Genomic DNA, 16644 nt, shown 5'->3' with positions numbered 1-16644 from the left:
GGCTCATAGACCGAGAGAGGCCTTGTAGAGCTTTATCTGGCTCTCCCGCCCGATCTGGTCGGTGATCTTTTCCCATGCTGCCGCAATCGCGTCCGCGGTTTCCTGAGCCGACTTGTACTGGCCGGCGAAGCCCTTCGCGAGTTCGTCCTCGGCGACCGAGTAGTACTGGAAGATGCCGGGGATGCGAGGTTCGATCGCAGCGTTGGGGTGGTTGTAGCTGTCGGCGTTCGAGCCAAGGTAGTCTTCGATGAATGCGCGGTCGTAGCCGGCAGCCTCCCACTCATCGTAATTGAAGTGCGACTGGCGGTAAGGCTGGAACCCGGACGGATAGGCGGCGGTCCAGAGCGAAAGGTCTTTGCCGCCGAGGTGCGCTGCCGCACTCCAGGCCGCCTTGCGCTTTTTCTCGTCGCCCGAGACGCGGCTCGTCACATAGACGCCCCAACCAATGTAAGCCATGTTGGGCGCGAAATTGCCGCCTTCGGGCGTCTCCCACTCGCTGGTCTTCGAGTTGTAGACCCTGTCCGAACCTGGGTTGATCGAAAAGCCCACCACGTCGCCCACCACGGACGTATCGGAGGTGCGGGCGTTGGAGCCCACGTCGCCCCACCAAGTCAGCGCCGCGCCGGTGCCGGCGAGGAACTGCTGGAAGGCGGTTGTGCCTGGGTCGGCGTTGATCTGGTCCGACGGATAGGCGCCGGCTGCGATCAGATCCATGACGTCCTGGATCGCCTGCACGAAGGCCGGATTGTTGACACGCGGCTTCATGGTGTCCGGGTCGAACAGCCAGGCCTTGTCGTCCGGGTGCTTGGCATAGGCGGTTGCGCGGTCTTCGAGGAAGTAGAAGCCGAAGCCGCCCCAGCCCTTGAGCGGGTCGAGGAAACCGTAGGCGTCGAGCCCGGTCAGCGGGTCCTTCTGGCCCTTCACCTTCTTGCTGAACTCGTTCACCTGCTGCCAGGTCGTGGGCGCTTCGGTCATGCCTGTCGCGCCGCTGATCGCGGGATCGGTCAAGTAGTCCTTGCGGTACGCGAAGGTGTGGCAGTCACCGTCGATCGTGACGCGATAGGTCTTGCCGTCCCAAGTGCCCACCGGCGGTTGCAGGTAGCCGACGAGGTCGTCCGCCTCGATCTGGGTCTTGACCCAATCGGGCATCTCGTCGAGCAGGCCTTTGCTGGCGGTATCGCCCTCGAACGGCGCGCCCATCTCGATGATGTCGAAATCGACAGTGCTGGTGGCAATCGACTGCTGCAGGCGCGCGTTGTAGTCGGCCTGGGCGAGGTCGATCCAGTTGATTTTGGCCCCCGTATAAGCCTCCCATGGCTTCAAGAAGCCGCGGAACAGGAAGTTATGCAGGTTCTGGTTGTTGAGACCCATGAAGGTCAACTCAACACCGGCGAACTCGCCTTCCTTGACGGCCGCTTTGGTCGCGCCAAGGCAGAGCTCGCCAACCTTCTGCCAATCCGCATCCGTCGGCGAGCCCTTGCCGACTCCGGGTATTTGCAGGATTTGCGCGCGCAGATTGTCTTGCGCCGACGCCTGGCGGGTCAGCGCGCCGAGCGCTCCCGTCGATGCGGCTGCGAGAGCGGCTACGCTCGCCGCGCCCTTGAGCACATCGCGCCGGGTCTTTCCGGCGCGCACCAGTTGTTCGTAGATTCCTACCTTCATGTCGTCGTTCCTCCCAGAACATGATTAGGGCAATGCAGCGAATTGATTTCCCGACACCGACCGGCCGTTCCACCCGGTCGGAAACAGCCAATAGATTGAATTACGTGCCGTTTCCGTCGGCGGTCAGGGACATCAAGACGTTAGAAAGCGGCTGACACTATGGATGAAGTCGGGCCGGAGTCAACGCGACTGGCTAATTGGTCCCACCGCGATTTGTGCTGTGGACTTGACCGATCCTGTTGACTAGCTTCTGGCCAAAAGAGACGCTGGGGGGAAGATGGCGCAAGTAGCAATCCGCGATGTATCGAAGGCGTTCGGGGCCGTGAAAATCCTGCACGGCGTGAGCGTCGACATAGCGGACGGCGAGTTTGTCGTGCTGGTTGGCCCATCCGGCTGCGGCAAGTCCACTTTGCTCAGGATGGTCGCCGGCCTGGAGGCGGTGACCGGCGGAGCGATCGTCATCGGCGACCGCGTGGTGAACCATCTGCCGCCGGGCAAGCGCGACATCGCGATGGTGTTCCAGAACTACGCACTTTACCCGCACAAGACGGTGGCGCAGAACATGGCCTTTGCGCTCAAATTGCGCCGCGCCGATCCGGCCGTCATCGCCGAGCGCGTCCGCAGGGCTGCGGAGATCCTCGACCTCGGCCCCTACCTCGACCGCTATCCGCGCCAGTTGTCCGGCGGCCAGCGCCAGCGCGTCGCTATGGGCCGCGCCATCGTGCGCGACCCGCAAGTCTTCCTGTTCGACGAGCCGCTATCCAATCTCGACGCCAAGCTTCGCGTGCAGATGCGCGCCGAGATCAAGGAACTGCACCAGCGCCTGAAGACGACGACGATCTACGTCACCCACGATCAGATCGAGGCGATGACGATGGCCGACAAGATCGTCGTCATGCAAGCCGGACGGATCGAGCAGATGGGCGCGCCGCTCGAACTCTTCGATCGGCCGGCCAACGTATTCGTGGCTGGTTTTATCGGATCGCCGGCGATGAACATGCTGAAGGGCAAGATTGAGGGCGGGCGGGTCGTCATAGACGGCGCGAGCCTGCCCTTTTCCGGCAGCCACGCGGTTTCCGAAGGCCAGGAGGTCCTCTACGGAGTCCGGCCGGAGCATTTCGAAATCGCCGACGACGGCCTCCCGGCGCGCATCTCGGTGGTCGAACCCACCGGCTCGGAAACCACGGTCGTCCTGCGCTTCGGTGAAAGCGAAATCGTCGCGCTGTTTCGCGAGCGCCATGATTTCAGGCCGGGCGACTCGCTCCACCTCCGGCCTCGCAAGGATGTGGTGCATCTGTTCGACCCGCAGAGCGGACGGCGAATCTGAACATGGCGGCCACTGCCAAACCATCGACAACCCCGGAGGGTCTAGCTGAATGCTGAAGGGTATCCATCCGCTTCTCAACGCGGACGTGCTGCAGGCGCTGCGCGCCATGGGACATGGCGACGACCTGATCATCGCCGACACGAACTTCCCGTCCGATTCCGTCGCCCGGCAGACGCGGCTCGGCAAGCTGCTCAGGATCGACAACACGAGCGCGGCGGAGGCCGCAACCGCAATCCTTTCCGTCTATCCGCTCGACAGCTTTGTCGAGGACGCCGCGGCCCGTATGGAGATCGTCGGCAGGCCGGATGAGATCCCGCCCGTTCAGGAGGAGGTCCAGAAGGCGATCGATGAGGCCGAGGGCAAATCCTGGCCGATGATCTCGATCGAGCGTTATGCCTTCTACGAGCGGGCCAAGCAGGCCTATTGCGTCATCCAGACGGGCGAGCGGCGTTTCTACGGCTGCTTCGCTTTCCGCAAGGGCGTCATTCCGCCGGATGCCGGGTAGAGTTCGATGATCACGCAAAAGCCGGTCGTCATCCTCGGCGTCTTCGTCGCCGATACGGCCTACCGGGCGGCGCGGGCGCCGCGCATGGGAGAAACCATTCTCGGCTCGGATTTCAAGCTCGGGCCTGGTGGCAAGGGCTCGAACCAGGCGGTGGCCGCCGGCAAACTGGGCGCGGACGTCACCTTCATCACGCGGCTCGGCCGCGATCCCTTCGCGGAGATGGCGAGGGCGACCTGGAGGGAGGCCGGCGTCAAGTCGGCGGTCGTCGAGACCCCTGAAAGCTATACCGGAGCGGCCTACATTTTCGTTGAGGAGACGACCGGCAACAACGCGATCATCGTCTGTCCGGGCGCAGCCTCGCTGATCTCTGCCGCCGACATTGATGCAAATGCCGCGCTCATCAGCGCCGCTGGCGTGTTCGTCACGCAACTGGAGCAGCCGATCGAGGCCGCCCTGCACGCGCTGGAGATCGCCCGTGCGGCCGGCGCGACGACGATCCTCAACCCCGCTCCCGCGGCGAGCCTGCCGGAACGGATTTTTGGCCTCGCAGACTATCTCACTCCGAACGAGACCGAGACCGAAGAACTGACCGGAATCAAGGTCGAGACCGTTGATGACGCGCGCCGCGCGGCCGACAGGCTGCTTGCGATGGGCGTTGGCACGGTCGTTGTCACGCTGGGAGAGAAGGGTGCACTGCTCCACTCGGCCGTACAGTCTGCACTCATTCCCGCTTTTCGGGCTGGAGCGGTTGTCGAGACGACGGGGGCCGGCGATGCGTTCAATGGCGGCCTGGCGGCGGCACTGTCGCGCGGGCTGCCTCCGCTGGAAGCGGTGCGCTTTGCCTGCGCGGTCGCCGGGATTTCGGTGACGAGACCTGGCACGGCGCCTTCCATGCCCACGTTAGCCGAAGTCGAGGCCCTCATTCGAACGACCGGCTAATATTGGCCTTCAGAGGCTGTATCGGCCAACGGTCAGGCATGCTTCATCTCAAGGCTTCCCTGATGATGCTGTCCGCAAAGTTAATACCTCCATCGCTTATCAGGCCCACAAGCGCGCCGGCTCCGATCGCGTGATCTCAAGCTTGGAGTCCAACAGGTCCATCTTGCCCGCCGGTGTCGAACAGCGTGCCGGCATTAGGCCTTGCATGTCCATGGATCGTTCGGGCACACTCTGCGTTTAGTATTAACGGCAAGCGGATGGAGTTTCATCAGGGAGGAGCCTGAGCGATGAGAACATTGGTCCTAGCAGGGATATTCGCCCTGTCGGCGTCAACTTCGTTGGCCCAGACGAACACGGCGCCAGAGCCGGCTGCTCCGGCGGCCCAGACCGCAACGCCCGCTCCCCAGCAGGCAGATGGGCCCGCCAACCTCTGCCAGGAACTTCTTGCCTTCGTGCGGGAGAATCAGCCCGAAGCCGCTGCGCCGGGGGACGCACCCGCCACAGCGGCTGCCCCGGACGAGCCCTCGGAAAAAGCTGAGGAGCCTGCCGGAGAGAAAACGGCCGATGCGCCGGCGCAACCCGCGGATCAAGAGGCGGTGGCAGCCGATGAAGAGAGCGCCGCCGCGGGGGAGGATTCCTCGCCGGCTTCGGGCGAGGCCGTGCCGCCGGAGCCAGCCGCCGAGGGCGGTTCCGCGCAGGACATATCCGGGCAAAGCGGTCCGGCACACGAGGCGCCGGACGCGAACACCGAGCAAGCAGCGGAAGGTAATGTGGAGAATGCGCCGCAAACCTCCAGCCTGAGCGCACCGGTACCGATTGACGCCACGGAAGCGGAGGCAGACGTTCCGCTGAGCCTCGCCAGGGCCGAGGAACTTGCCGACGCCAACGACATAGCGGCATGTCAGGACGCAGCCAGGAAGCTCAGGCTTGCCGGCGCTCCCATGCCAGAACCATTGCTCGCACTGACGGCGCTTGATCTCCAATATCAGGCGCAGGAAAGCGAGGCAGATTCTCCGGCCACCGCGCCGGAAGCTCCAGCGCAGCAAATACAGACGCCGCAGTGAGCGCTGCGGACTCTCGACATCGGCGGTTTCCGTTGAGTGGAGAAGAAAGGGAGAAGGCGGGATGGGCATGATATTGACGGGTATAGTCGTCGCCATCGCGATCGCGTTCGGCGCCGGGTATTTCATGAACGCGGAACAGCGGCCGGCTTGGGAGGTCTACAGCACGCCCAGCACGCGCGTGGGTGATCCCGGCCACAATCTCGTTGGCACGGCCTGGACAGGGGATCCCGGAAGTGGCGAGATCGCTGCAGCGGAGCCGGAGGAACCGCCGTCGTAAAACACAGTTGCGATCCATTCGGAGCCCCTTCGCCCCTCTGCCCTGCCTGACATCTCAAGCGGGAGATTGGCGGTCATCGCGGTTCCGCCAAAACGCCGGTGAGGAGACGCGCCCTTGATGGGGAGATGCCCGGCAGGGCGCTGCTGTTCGCGCTTCGAGGGACACTTTGCCGTCGCCCATGCGGACGACGGCCCAAGGAATGATCCACCAAGCTTAGGACTCATTGATTAGAACCAGAAGATGACGGTTGCAGCGATGCAGATCACCGAATCTTGAATCTGATTTGCAGCCCTTGGAAATCCCTCCGATCCGAGGGAAGATCATCCCACTCTAACTCTTGGGGGCTCTCATGGAAAATCACGAGCCGTTTCTGCGCGAGGCGATTGCGCTCTCGAAATCCGCGATGGCAAACGGCGACGAACCGTTTGGCTCGGTGCTGGTAAAGGAAGGCGAAGTCATCCTGCGCGCCGAAGACAGCGTCTTCACCGGCCACGATATGACAAACCACGCCGAGATGAACCTGGTTAAACTGGCGGCGCAGCACTACGACTCTGCTTTTCTCGCTGACTGCACGCTCTACACCAGCACTGAGCCGTGCGCGATGTGCTCCGGGGCGATCTACTGGTCGGGTATCGGGCGTATGGTGTTTGCGTGCTCCGAAACGCGGCTTGGCGAGATTGCTGGGATCGGGTTGAACGTGCCTAGCCGGGCGGTGTTGCAGACCGGCGCGCGTGCCGTCACTGTGGTTGGCCCGACGAACCTCGAAGACGAAGCCGCCGAAGTCCACCAGGAATTCTGGCCGAAGCATCTGGGCAAGGTTTAGGCGCAGGGCTCATTGATCAGAGCCAGAAGATGACGGCGGCTGCAATGCAGATGGCCGAAAAGAAGGTGTGGGCGCATCTGTCGTAGCGGGTGGCGAGGCGCCGCCAGTCCTTGAGCTTTGCGAACAGGTTCTCGACCTTGTGGCGTTGACGATAGAGGGCGATGTCGTAGGCGTATGAGACTTTTCGGCTTCGGCTCGACGGGATGCACGGTTCGATGCCCCTGGCTTCGAGTTCCTCCCGGAACCAGGCGCTGTCATAGCCGCGATCGGCGATCAGATGAGAGGCCGGTGGGAGCGCGCCGAGCACGATACGGGCGCCCTTGTAGTCGCTCATCTGGCCTTCCGACAGGAGCAGGATGATCGGCCTGCCTTCGCCGTCGCAAACGGTGTGAAGCTTCGAGTTCAGACCGCCCTTTGTTCGCCCGATACGACGGGGAACATCCCCATTTTAGAAAGGCTCGCCGCGGTGCGGTGGGCCTTCAGATGCGTCGCGTCGATCATGATACGCTCGGGTTTCGGCCCTTCGCCGGCGAGCCCGGCGAAGATGCGGTCGAAGACACCCATCCGGCTCCGGCGGATGAAGCGGCTATAGAGCGTCTTGTGCGGACCGTAGCCAGTCGGCGCGTCCTTCCAGACCGTTGCGGATCACATAGACGATGCCGCGCACAACTGGCCGGTCATCGACCCGCGGCACCCCGTGCGACAGCGGAAAGAACGGCGATACCCGCGCCATCTGGCGCTCGCTCAGCAAAAACAAATCACCCATCACAGCCTCCTTTTGGAAGCCGTGAATCACATCACAATCGAAATTAACAGGTCCTGAGCCTAGGCGAAATCGCTATTCGGCCGGTGTCGGCGACGGCCGCTGAGATGGTTCCGTCTTGACGCCCTGCTTCTCCACCCAGACGCTGTGGTGCTCCTTGGCCCAATTGAGGTCGACGGTGCCCGAGCCCATAGCCTCGTAGGCGCCTTCCATGCCGAGGGTGCCGATATAGATGTGGGCGATGATCACAGCCACCATCAGCACGCCGACAGTGGCGTGGATCGTCTGAGCCAATTGCATGCCGTTCACATCGGCATATGTGAACGGGAACAGCATGAAGAGTCCCGATACCGAAAGGGCGATTCCGCCGAGGACCACCGCCCAGAAAATGAGCTTCTGACCGGCATTGAACCGGGCAGCCGGAGGGTGTGTCCTCTCCGACTTGTCGAAGAAGCCGCCGCCGACCTTGAGCCAATGGGCGTCATAGCGGTCGGGCAGGTTGTCCCAAATCCAGATGACCAGCATGATCAAAATGCCGAGCATGAATGCCCAGGAGAAGAAGTCATGGGCATATTTCGCCCATTGCGACCATACGGAGAAGGAATCTGGCCCCATCAGCGGCATCAGCAGGCGCTTGCCGAAAACGAAGTTCAAGCCGGTGATCGCCAGGACGATGAAGGCGGTGGCCGTCACCCAGTGCGTCAGACGCTCAAAGCCATTGAAACGGAGGACCTTGACGCCCGACTCCGCAGACCGCGTGCGGATACGACCTCTCACGAAAAAGAACAGCGCAAGCAAGAGGATCATTCCAAGTATGGCGATCCCTCCGATCCAGGGCAGGGTTCCTTCGTGGAAGCCGCGGAAGTCACGCCCGCGCGGCTGTTCCAACGTGGCGGCCTTCGCGTCCGGAATGGTGATGCGGCCCTGGATCTTGTTCAGTTCCTGGAGGAGCTGCTGCTCGTTCACCGATTGCGCTGTGGGATTGCTCCCGGACGGCCCCTCCTGCGCTCCTGCCGGAGCGAGCAGCAGGCCGACGCTCAAAACGATGGCGGCGAGAGCCGGCCAGAGCGGCCGAACATGCTTCAAGACCTGCATTTTCTTCACCTCCCTCGGCTCGCTGCAGAACCAGCACTTCATCAGACGGTAATCGTTTCGCCGTAGGCGGTCTGCCAGCCCCATGCGCCCGAGCCATAGCCGCGCTGCGTCACCCGCTCCTTGTAGATCGCCGCGATGATCTCGCCGTCGCCAGCAAGAAGGGATTTGGTCGAGCACATCTCGGCGCAGAGCGGCAGCTTGCCTTCAGCGAGCCGATTGGCGCCATATTTCGCATATTCGATCTCGGTGGAATCCGCCTCCGGACCGCCGGCGCAGAATGTGCATTTGTCCATTTTGCCGCGAGAGCCGAAATTGCCGACGCGCGGATATTGCGGCGCGCCGAACGGGCAGGCGTAGAAGCAGTAGCCGCACCCGATGCACAGATCCTTCGAATGCAGCACCACCGCGTCCGCCGTCGTATAGAAGCAATCGACCGGGCACACCGCCGCGCAGGGCGCGTCGGTGCAGTGCATGCAGGCCATCGTAACGGAGCGCTCGCCGGGCCTGCCGTCGTTGATGGTGACGACACGGCGGCGATTGATGCCCCACGGCACGTCGTGCTCGTTCTTGCAGGCGGTGACGCAGGCGTTGCATTCGATGCAGCGGTCGGCGTCACAAAGGAATTTCATCCTGGCCATTTTTTCCTCCCACTCACGCCGCCTGGACCTGACAGAGCGTGGCCTTTGGCTCCTGCATATTCGTCACGGGATCGTACCCATAGGTGGTGATCGTGTTGGCGCTTTCGCCAAGCACGTAGGGATCGGTGCCCTCGGGGTAGTTGGCCCGCAGGTCCTCGCCCTGGAACCAGCCGCCGAAATGGAACGGCATGAACGCCACCCCCTTGCCGACGCGCTCGGTCACCAGGGCCTTTACCCGCGCCCGCGAATTGTTCTCGGCGCCGGTCACCCACACCCAGCCGCCGTCGCTGATGCCGCGCTCGGCGGCGTCGGCCGGATTGATCTCCAGGAACATCTCCTGCTGCAGCTCGGCCAACCACCTGTTCGACCGCGTTTCCTCGCCGCCGCCCTCGTACTCGACGAGTCGGCCCGAGGTGAGGATCAACGGGAAAGCCTTGGCGATACCCTTTTCGATGGCCGCCTGCTGAACGGTGAAGCCCATGTTCGGCACGCGGAACTGCATGGCATCGGGAAGCGTCGGATACTTCTCGACCAGATCAACCCTTGGCGTGTAGATCGGCTCGCGGTGGACCGGGATGGGATCGGGCAGGTTCCACGCCACCGCGCGTGCCTTGCCGTTGCCGTAGGGATGGCAGCCATGGCTGAGCACGACGCGCTGGATGCCGCCTGACAAGTCGGTCGACCACGAGACCTTGTCGATGTCGTTGCCGATCTTCTCGATTACGGCGAGTTCCTCTGGCTTCAGGTCTTTGTCCCAGCCGAGCTTCTTCAGAACGGCCATGGTGAACTCCGGATATCCGTCGGTGAGTTCCGAGCCTTCGGTGTAGGAACCTTCCGCCAGGAGCGTCTCGCCGTTCCGCTCCACGCCGAAGCGCGCGCGGAACGGGCTGCCGCCGTCCATCACGTGCAGACCGGTATTATAGAGGTTCGGGGTGCCCGGATGCCGTAGTTCCGGCTTGCCCCAGCATGGCCACGGCAGGCCGTAATAGTCGCCGCCAACTTCCGGATCGTCCTTTGGCGCGCGCAATGTAACCAGGTCGAACTTGTGCTGGTTCTTCATGTGGGCCTTGAGCCGCTCGGGCGACTGGCCGCAGTAGCCGGTCGACCAACCGCCGCGATTCATCTCGCGCAGCACATCTTCGGGCACCGGCCGGTCGTCCTCGACGGCGATGTTCTTGAACATCTGCTCGGCATGTCCGAGCTTCCGCGCCATTCGATAGATGACCTGGTAGTCGTCCTTTTGCTCGAAGGAGGGCGCGACGATCTGCTCGCCCCATTGGATCGAGCGGTTCGAGGCGACGCGCGAGCCCGATGTCTCGAACTGTGTGCATACCGGCAGAAGATAGGTGTTGTCGGTGCGTCCTGCCTGAACGGCGAGCGAGGCCCAGGTGGTCGGATGCGGGTCGGCCACGACCAGAAGGTCGAGCTTGGCCAACCCCTTTACGGATTCGGGAATACGCGTGATGCTGTTGCTTGCGTGGCCCTGCACGAACATGGCCCGCAGATTGTCGCTCTGCTGGACCTCGTCCTTGGGCAGCAACGTCGCGTCGAACCACCGCGTCAGCGGGATACCCGGCGTTTCCATGATCTCCTTGGATGCGAATCGCGACAGAAGGTCGTCATATTCGACCTCCCAGACCCGCGCCCAATGATTCCATGCGCCTTCCGTGAGGCCGTAGTAGAACGGCAGGGTAACCACATCGAGCCCGATATCGGTCGCGCCCTGCACATTGTCGTGGCCGCGGAATATGTTGGCGCCGGCGCCCGGCTTGCCGACATTGCCGGTTGCCAGGCAGAGGATGCAGCTTGCGCGCACATTGGCGGTGCCGACCGTGTGCTGCGTCTGGCCCATGCACCAGATCAGCGTCGCCGGCTTCTGGGTGGCGAACATCTCAGCGATGCGCTTCAATTGTTCACCGGGCACGCCGGAGATGCGTTCGACCTCGTCCGGCGGGTATTTCTCCACCTCCTTGCGGATCTCGTCCATGCCATAGACGCGCTGGGCGATGAATTCCTTGTCCTCCCAGCCGTTCTGGAAAATGTGCCAGAGCATGCCCCAAAGCACGGCGATGTCGGTGCCCGAACGCAGGCGCACATAATCCGTTGCGTGCGCGGCCGTACGGGTGAAGCGCGGATCAATGACGACGAAGTTCGCGTGGTTGAGTTCCTTGCCTTCCAGAAGGTGCTGCAGCGAGATTGGATGCGCTTCCGCCGGGTTGCCGCCCATGATGATGAGCGTCTTGGAGTTGCGGATGTCGTTGAAGGAGTTCGTCATCGCGCCGTAGCCCCATGTATTGGCCACGCCGGAGACAGTGGTCGAATGGCAGATGCGCGCCTGGTGATCCTGGTTGTTGGTTCCCCAGAAGGCTGCGAGCTTGCGGAAGAGATAGGTGCCTTCGTTGGAGAACTTGGCCGAACCCATCCAGTAGACAGAGTCCGGGCCCGAGGCTTCCCGGAGCTCCATCATCTTGTCGCCGATCTCATCGATCGCCTCGTCCCAGGAAACGCGGGTCCATTGGCCGCCGACCAGCTTGAGCGGGTATTTCAGCCGGCGGTCGCTGTGAACGAGTTCGCGCACGCTCGCACCCTTGGCGCAATGGGAGCCACGGTTGATCGGGCTATCCCACGAAGGCTCCTGACCGGTCCAAACGCCGTTCTGGACTTCAGCGGTAACCGTGCAACCGACCGCGCAATGCGTGCAGATGTTTTTCTTGAGTTCTATGGGCTCGCCCGGTTGCGGCGGACTTATGGCCGCGGCTTTTTGAACGGTGCCGAGCTGGAAAGAACCGATGGCAGCGATTCCGCCCACGGCGAGACCGGATCGGCGAAGGAACGTTCGCCGGTCGATGGGAGCCGAGGCGACGGTCCCCATCAGCGTCTGCAATCTTGTGCGGCTCGCTTGGCCGCTCTTGCGCTTGGTCAGCATGGCGCCCTCACTTCTTCAACGTCTCGTAACCGTTCACACGGTAGAATGCCTTGACGTGCTCGGTTTCATGATAGCGGGCCCTCGTCTCCTCCTCGCCGGGATCATAGGCTAGCGCCTCTTCGGGGGCGAGCGTCGTCGCGGCGGCTGCCACCGCCGCCGTGGTGGACGCGCCGCCAAAGGCTCGAAGGAACTTGCGGCGGTTCATCGCCGTCTGTCGCTTTTCCTGCATCTGCCATCCTCCCTATGCGCCGATGCGAACAAGTCAGCGCGACGCTACCTGCGGTCGCGCGCTCGTCGCGCCTCCATGGCGAAGCCTTCGGCTTCGATGTTGATGAATATCCGTCCCAACGCACCCACTGCCCGATAAAACCTTGCGGATGCTGCGTTTTCCATATCGGCGAAGAAGCGTGCCGCCCAAGGCGCGATATGCCGTTCAAAGAAGTCCTGCTCGTCCTCAGCCGCGACCACGAAACGTGCGCCGGCGAAGCCGCTCATGATCTCGCAGAGCGTACCGAGATGATCTTCCGGGTCGAAATGGCCTTCCGCGCGTTCAAGGCCGAGGCGCTTCATATCTCCGCGCAGTCGGGCGAGTGGCCGTTCATTGAGGAAGCCGGTCAGGTAGTATGATGCGTAGGGTAGAAGTTCGCCGCGCCCGACTCCGATGAAAAGCTCGAAATATTCGCGACGGACCGCCTCCGGGGCGGCCGAAGCCGCGGCCTTTCCGAGCGCGACGTGAGCCAGGCCTAGCGTCGTCTCGGTGTCGCCCTGCAAGCGGGAAAGCCGCGATAGGAAATCGGCATCCGGAGCAGCCAGGAGAAGCGAGGCAAGCAGCGCGTATTCATCCGCGCGTGCGCCATTCACGTCGTCGACGCCAGCATCGTTTACGCCGAGAACCAGAGAGTCAGCTCCGCCCGACGTTCCGATTGCCTCCTCCAGGCGCAAGTCTGGGTTCATCTTCTGACCTCGACCGTGCCGCTCAACGAGTGGGTTAGATGAATACTAGTCCCCTGCCGGGCGATTGCAACAACAACTGTGCCAAAACCGGCAGCGTGTCCGAATCAGCGAGGCAAGGCACCTCCGTGGCGCCGCGGGCTGTTGATCTGGGAGGATTTCGAGGCGGCGGCGGCTTCCTCGCGATTGTTTGCGATCTCGGTCTGGTCAGGCGAGGGGGATTGGGAGCTTGCCGGGGTCATTGCAGGTTCGATCGATCCATCCGGCGTGACAGCCTCCGAACCTTCGGGTGCGGCGTTCGCGTCTTCGTCCGCCAAGACCACGCCGGTCTGCGGCGGGTTCTCCGGCGCTTCCAAAGCCGCGGCCGCGCGCGGTGGATCGGCCGGTGTGCCGCCGCTCACCGTCGACAGGAACTCGACCGCGGATTTCTTGGCTTTCAGCGGACCGAATCCTGCCATCGAGCCCGGCTTATTGAAATCCCAGGCATATTCGGAAGGCCCGATATGATCGCGGATTGCCGGATCGAGCGACCACATTTTGCGCAATGCGGCACTCTTCAACATCTTGGGTACGCCTTTGCGCAAGAAGGCTGAAAGATCGCTTTGGGCGGTCAGGTCCTCGATGCGGGGCAACGGCTCGGCATCCTCGGCGGTTTCCGGCTCCGCCGTTGCAAGCTGCTCCTCGACGGGATCGGCATCCGCAGGCGCCGCAGCTATCTCGGGCGCGAGCCGATCCTTCTCCGGCTCCTCAGTCCCGCTGTAACGCGCCGCCTGTTTGCGGCGCGACCAGCGGGCGAAGACATTGTCGTTCCCGGCGTTCATTCGGCGTCATCCATCGATCCGGAATGAGGCCCCCGCCGCGCCATGGCATTAATGTCCGCCCGGTCGCGCTGCCGCTTGATGAAAGGACGCTCGACGTGATGCGCCTCGACGAACGCGGCCAACCATTGTTGAAGCTCGATCGGCATCGGGACGGCTTCGATGATGTCGGTGCCAGCCTCCGTCAGCGACTCGCCCTCGAACGGGTTGGCGGTCACCAAGTGCAGCGCGACTCCGGGTGGAGCGTTGGTGGACCGGAGCGCGATCCAGAGGCTAGGCCGCCCCGAGCGAAGGTTGTCCCGGTACATGCCCGTGTCGGACCCGAAGAGCTCGAGTTCGAAGGCTCCGGCATAGAAGCGTGTCAGGTCGTCGGATACGTGCAGCACAGTCCATGGCGCCGCGGCCGGCGCGCCTGCCAGCACGGCCACAGGCATCCAGACATGGTCGATCCAGGGATTATCAAGCACCCGTCGCTCTACGATCACTCCAACTACCATCGTCTCCCGCACCATGGCGCAAATCTCCTAGTTCATCGTCCCCGCGGCCCGAAATGGCAGGCCTGCGATGAGGTTCTGCGGCTTCATGCGGATTGTTCGGTCGGGCGCCATGGCCATTATGAGCCAAACGGGCCGGGCGCCCACTTCCGGCCGGACTTCGCCTTGGTCGGAGAAGGTAAGCCGGAATAGCGCAATGACGCGCTGTGCTGCTTCCGGATCGAGTTCGTTGCCGGCCCAGAGCGTGTTGCCAATGCGGGTCGCTTCGGCGTCGAGGCCGACGAACCAAGCCCAGTCATCGTCCTCGATCCGCTCCACCGGCTCGATTTTTACGCTGACGGCAAGAAGATGGCGTATCCAGATCTCCATTGCGGTTGCGAGGCCACGTCGGGCCGGGCTGCCGGCGCCGCCGAGCTTGAGCACCATGTCGAAAGCATCGCTCCTGGCGAAGTAGCTCTCGGAATTCTTCTCGTCGAGTATCTCGAGTTCGGTGACAGCCGGGCCTCCGAGCATGTTGAGGAGAGGGGAGGCGTGGCGGTTCTGTTCATGCAGTTCAATCGTTTCGGCGTCGGCGAGAAGCACGGCGCCCTCATGAGAAGTCACGCGTTGCGGCCGATAAAACAGCTCAGCGGCTCGCAGGACGCAGGAATCGTGCTGACCGTCCAGCGCATTGCGCAGGATGACCTGCGCGAGCTGGTTCATGAAAAGCGGCGGAATGTTGTTGTTGTCGCCTGAGCCGCGCGCCAGCGCGAGATAGGCGGCTTCGAGCGAGGGAGCGGCCAGCACATGGTCGCGAAAGGCGATCATGAACTCCCAGTTCTCGCGCGCATCCGGATCCTCCAGAGTGGCAATCTCCTCCTTCGCGACCGGCCGGCGCGGATGATGCATCAAAAGTTCGTGATGCAGGCGCAACTCCGCCTCGCAGGCGGATTCGGGCGGCAGAAGCTCCGGCCGCGCGAGATATGCCTTCAGAAAAGCGTCGGTGACGAGCAGGCGTCCGGCTTCATCGCGGTCGAGAAGGTGATGACCCGAGGAAACCCAGAAATCCTTCATTTCCGCCTCCCGGCGATTGCAAGGAGGTCGACTTCTTCGGTCGTCGCGTCTTCCTCCTCGATTTCAAGGAAGCGGAATGCGGTTGCCGGCTCCAGCCGGCTCGTCTTGCGGTGCAGAGTGCGGAAGGACTCCCGTATCCCAACGTCTTCGCTTGCGCGATGCAGACCGAGCAGCGTGCCCGCCGGATGATCGCAAAGCGACTGCGCAAAGGCCATCTCCTCCTCGGCGGCGGCGCGCGCCGTATCGGCGTCTGGCGCGCCGCACCGCGCCACAAGCTGCTCGGCCAGCCGATCAACGGCTGCAGAGCAATCCTGCGCAGTCGCGTCCGTGACCACGGCGAGGGTGGACCAGCCGAAGCTGTCGATACCGAGGAAACCGGCGCGGAAGGCCTGCCGCTCCTTGCCGGACAGCTTGTCTATGTCGGCGCCGTGGAACAGAAAGGTGCCGGTCACCGCCCATTCACCTGGTTCGGCGGCGCGCGAATAGACAAAGGTATCCGAAGGATCGAGGCGGATCGTTTGCGGCAGCTTCAAAGCCATGGCGTTCCCGTCGTCGGATCGAGCCAGGAGGGCCTGGCAAGCGCTTCCGCCAAGCTTTTTCGCTCACGCAGCCTCTGAGAGGCCTGTTGGGAAATCAGCAGATCCCCGTTGCCAGCAAGCTCTGTATGTTCACCGCTCTTTTGAGGCAGTCGGTCGAGCCAGCGGTTGGCGATCGAGCCGAAGCCGGTTTCGTCCCATTCATGGAACGCAGTCATCAAATGGCGCGAGAAGCTCGCGATGATCTCGCTCGTATCGATCGCATCGAAGCCGAGTTCGTCAAGCGCGCCAAGGAACGGCCGCAGACCCGGCTCGCGCGCTCTGATGACGGCGGTGCGGATCATCCCGGAGAAAACGAGCCAGTCCGGAATTTCGTTCTCCCCGGCCCCTCCGGGCCAGCCCAGGCGACCGCCTCCGACGAGAACGCCGTCAACGCGGATCGTGTCGGGCCAGTCGAAAGCGACGGGCCGCGACGGTGGAGCATGGGCCGCAAGCGCATCGGCAAGCGCGTTCATTCCGGCATAGATGGCGCGTTGCGCTTCCCCTAAGGGCTCCTCGGGCTCAAGCACGACTGCGAATTCGGCCAGATCGTAGCGACGCACCCAAACGAGCGTGCCAGCGCCTTTGTCTGCCGCGATGGCGCAGGCATGCGCAAAAGCGTCGCCAGCCTCCCTCAGCGGGACAAGGTTGTAAGGCGGCGGCAGGTCGAGGGCACGAGCGCTGTTCGATGTGCCTAGGGCCATGGTGCCGGTCCATATTTTGGTGACGGCGAC

At 63.1% G+C, this 16644-nt stretch carries 17 protein-coding genes and 1 pseudogene; 6 read left to right on the top strand and 12 right to left on the bottom strand.

Features of this window, described 5'->3' with window-relative positions; genetic code table 11:
- Positions 1–3: 3 nt before the first annotated feature.
- Positions 4–1662, bottom strand: a complete 1659-nt coding sequence (locus ABVK50_RS18165) for an extracellular solute-binding protein (RefSeq protein ID WP_353645242.1) — start codon at positions 1660–1662, stop codon at positions 4–6.
- Positions 1663–1939: 277 nt separating this feature from the next.
- Between ABVK50_RS18165 and ugpC the strand changes: the two genes are divergently transcribed.
- From ugpC to ABVK50_RS18135, 6 genes are all read left to right on the top strand, one after another.
- On the top strand, positions 1940–2989 hold the full coding sequence (gene ugpC, locus ABVK50_RS18160) for a sn-glycerol-3-phosphate ABC transporter ATP-binding protein UgpC (protein ID WP_353645243.1): 1050 nt from the start codon (positions 1940–1942) through the stop codon (positions 2987–2989).
- Between the two features lie 49 nt (positions 2990–3038).
- Complete coding sequence (locus ABVK50_RS18155; RefSeq protein ID WP_353645244.1) at positions 3039–3494, top strand: RbsD/FucU family protein; 456 nt, start codon at positions 3039–3041, stop codon at positions 3492–3494.
- Between the two features lie 6 nt (positions 3495–3500).
- Positions 3501–4433, top strand: a complete 933-nt coding sequence (rbsK, locus tag ABVK50_RS18150; RefSeq protein WP_353645245.1) for a ribokinase — start codon at positions 3501–3503, stop codon at positions 4431–4433.
- 287 nt (positions 4434–4720) lie between these two features.
- Positions 4721–5497, top strand: coding sequence for a hypothetical protein (locus ABVK50_RS18145; protein ID WP_353645246.1), 777 nt, complete (start codon positions 4721–4723; stop codon positions 5495–5497).
- A 61-nt stretch (positions 5498–5558) separates the two neighbouring features.
- Positions 5559–5774, top strand: a complete 216-nt coding sequence (locus ABVK50_RS18140) for a hypothetical protein (protein WP_353645247.1) — start codon at positions 5559–5561, stop codon at positions 5772–5774.
- Positions 5775–6123: 349 nt separating this feature from the next.
- Positions 6124–6597, top strand: a complete 474-nt coding sequence (locus ABVK50_RS18135; protein ID WP_353645248.1) for a nucleoside deaminase — start codon at positions 6124–6126, stop codon at positions 6595–6597.
- A gap of 16 nt (positions 6598–6613) precedes the next feature.
- On the opposite strand, the pseudogene ABVK50_RS18130 reads toward ABVK50_RS18135, so the two are convergent.
- The 11 genes and pseudogenes from ABVK50_RS18130 to ABVK50_RS18080 form a co-directional block, all read right to left on the bottom strand.
- Positions 6614–7363: pseudogene (locus ABVK50_RS18130) on the bottom strand (IS5 family transposase).
- A 72-nt stretch (positions 7364–7435) separates the two neighbouring features.
- Positions 7436–8455 (bottom strand): formate dehydrogenase subunit gamma, encoded by a 1020-nt coding sequence (locus ABVK50_RS18125; protein ID WP_353645249.1) that lies wholly within the window; start codon positions 8453–8455, stop codon positions 7436–7438.
- A gap of 41 nt (positions 8456–8496) precedes the next feature.
- Entirely contained in the window at positions 8497–9093 is a 597-nt protein-coding gene (gene fdh3B, locus ABVK50_RS18120) for a formate dehydrogenase FDH3 subunit beta (RefSeq protein ID WP_353645250.1), read from the bottom strand.
- Between the two features lie 13 nt (positions 9094–9106).
- On the bottom strand, positions 9107–12019 hold the full coding sequence (locus tag ABVK50_RS18115) for a formate dehydrogenase subunit alpha (protein WP_353645251.1): 2913 nt from the start codon (positions 12017–12019) through the stop codon (positions 9107–9109).
- Positions 12020–12026: 7 nt separating this feature from the next.
- Complete coding sequence (locus ABVK50_RS18110) at positions 12027–12248, bottom strand: formate dehydrogenase (RefSeq protein ID WP_353645252.1); 222 nt, start codon at positions 12246–12248, stop codon at positions 12027–12029.
- Positions 12249–12292: 44 nt separating this feature from the next.
- Complete coding sequence (locus ABVK50_RS18105; protein ID WP_353645253.1) at positions 12293–12973, bottom strand: molecular chaperone TorD family protein; 681 nt, start codon at positions 12971–12973, stop codon at positions 12293–12295.
- Positions 12974–13077: 104 nt separating this feature from the next.
- The gene (locus ABVK50_RS18100) at positions 13078–13791 is read right to left on the bottom strand and encodes a DUF3306 domain-containing protein (RefSeq protein ID WP_353645254.1); all 714 of its coding nucleotides are present in this window, start codon (positions 13789–13791) and stop codon (positions 13078–13080) included.
- Positions 13788–14300 (bottom strand): DUF3305 domain-containing protein, encoded by a 513-nt coding sequence (locus tag ABVK50_RS18095; RefSeq protein WP_353645255.1) that lies wholly within the window; start codon positions 14298–14300, stop codon positions 13788–13790. The genes ABVK50_RS18100 and ABVK50_RS18095 overlap by 4 nt, the downstream gene beginning before the upstream one ends.
- Before the next feature lie 12 nt (positions 14301–14312).
- The gene (locus tag ABVK50_RS18090; RefSeq protein WP_353645256.1) at positions 14313–15335 is read right to left on the bottom strand and encodes a DUF6352 family protein; all 1023 of its coding nucleotides are present in this window, start codon (positions 15333–15335) and stop codon (positions 14313–14315) included.
- Positions 15332–15874, bottom strand: a complete 543-nt coding sequence (locus ABVK50_RS18085) for a DUF6505 family protein (RefSeq protein WP_353645257.1) — start codon at positions 15872–15874, stop codon at positions 15332–15334. Before ABVK50_RS18085 ends, ABVK50_RS18090 begins: the two co-directional genes overlap by 4 nt.
- Positions 15865–16614: a biotin/lipoate--protein ligase family protein gene (locus ABVK50_RS18080; RefSeq protein ID WP_353645258.1), complete on the bottom strand. Its 750-nt coding sequence runs from the start codon at positions 16612–16614 to the stop codon at positions 15865–15867. Before ABVK50_RS18080 ends, ABVK50_RS18085 begins: the two co-directional genes overlap by 10 nt.
- Positions 16615–16644: the final 30 nt, after the last annotated feature.

Origin of the sequence: Mesorhizobium sp. WSM2240 (assembly GCF_040438645.1) — a bacterium.
Taxonomy (GTDB): Bacteria; Pseudomonadota; Alphaproteobacteria; order Rhizobiales; family Rhizobiaceae; genus Allomesorhizobium.
The sequence above is the reverse complement of the archived record's forward strand: the minus strand, read 5'-3'. Positions and strand labels throughout refer to the sequence as shown.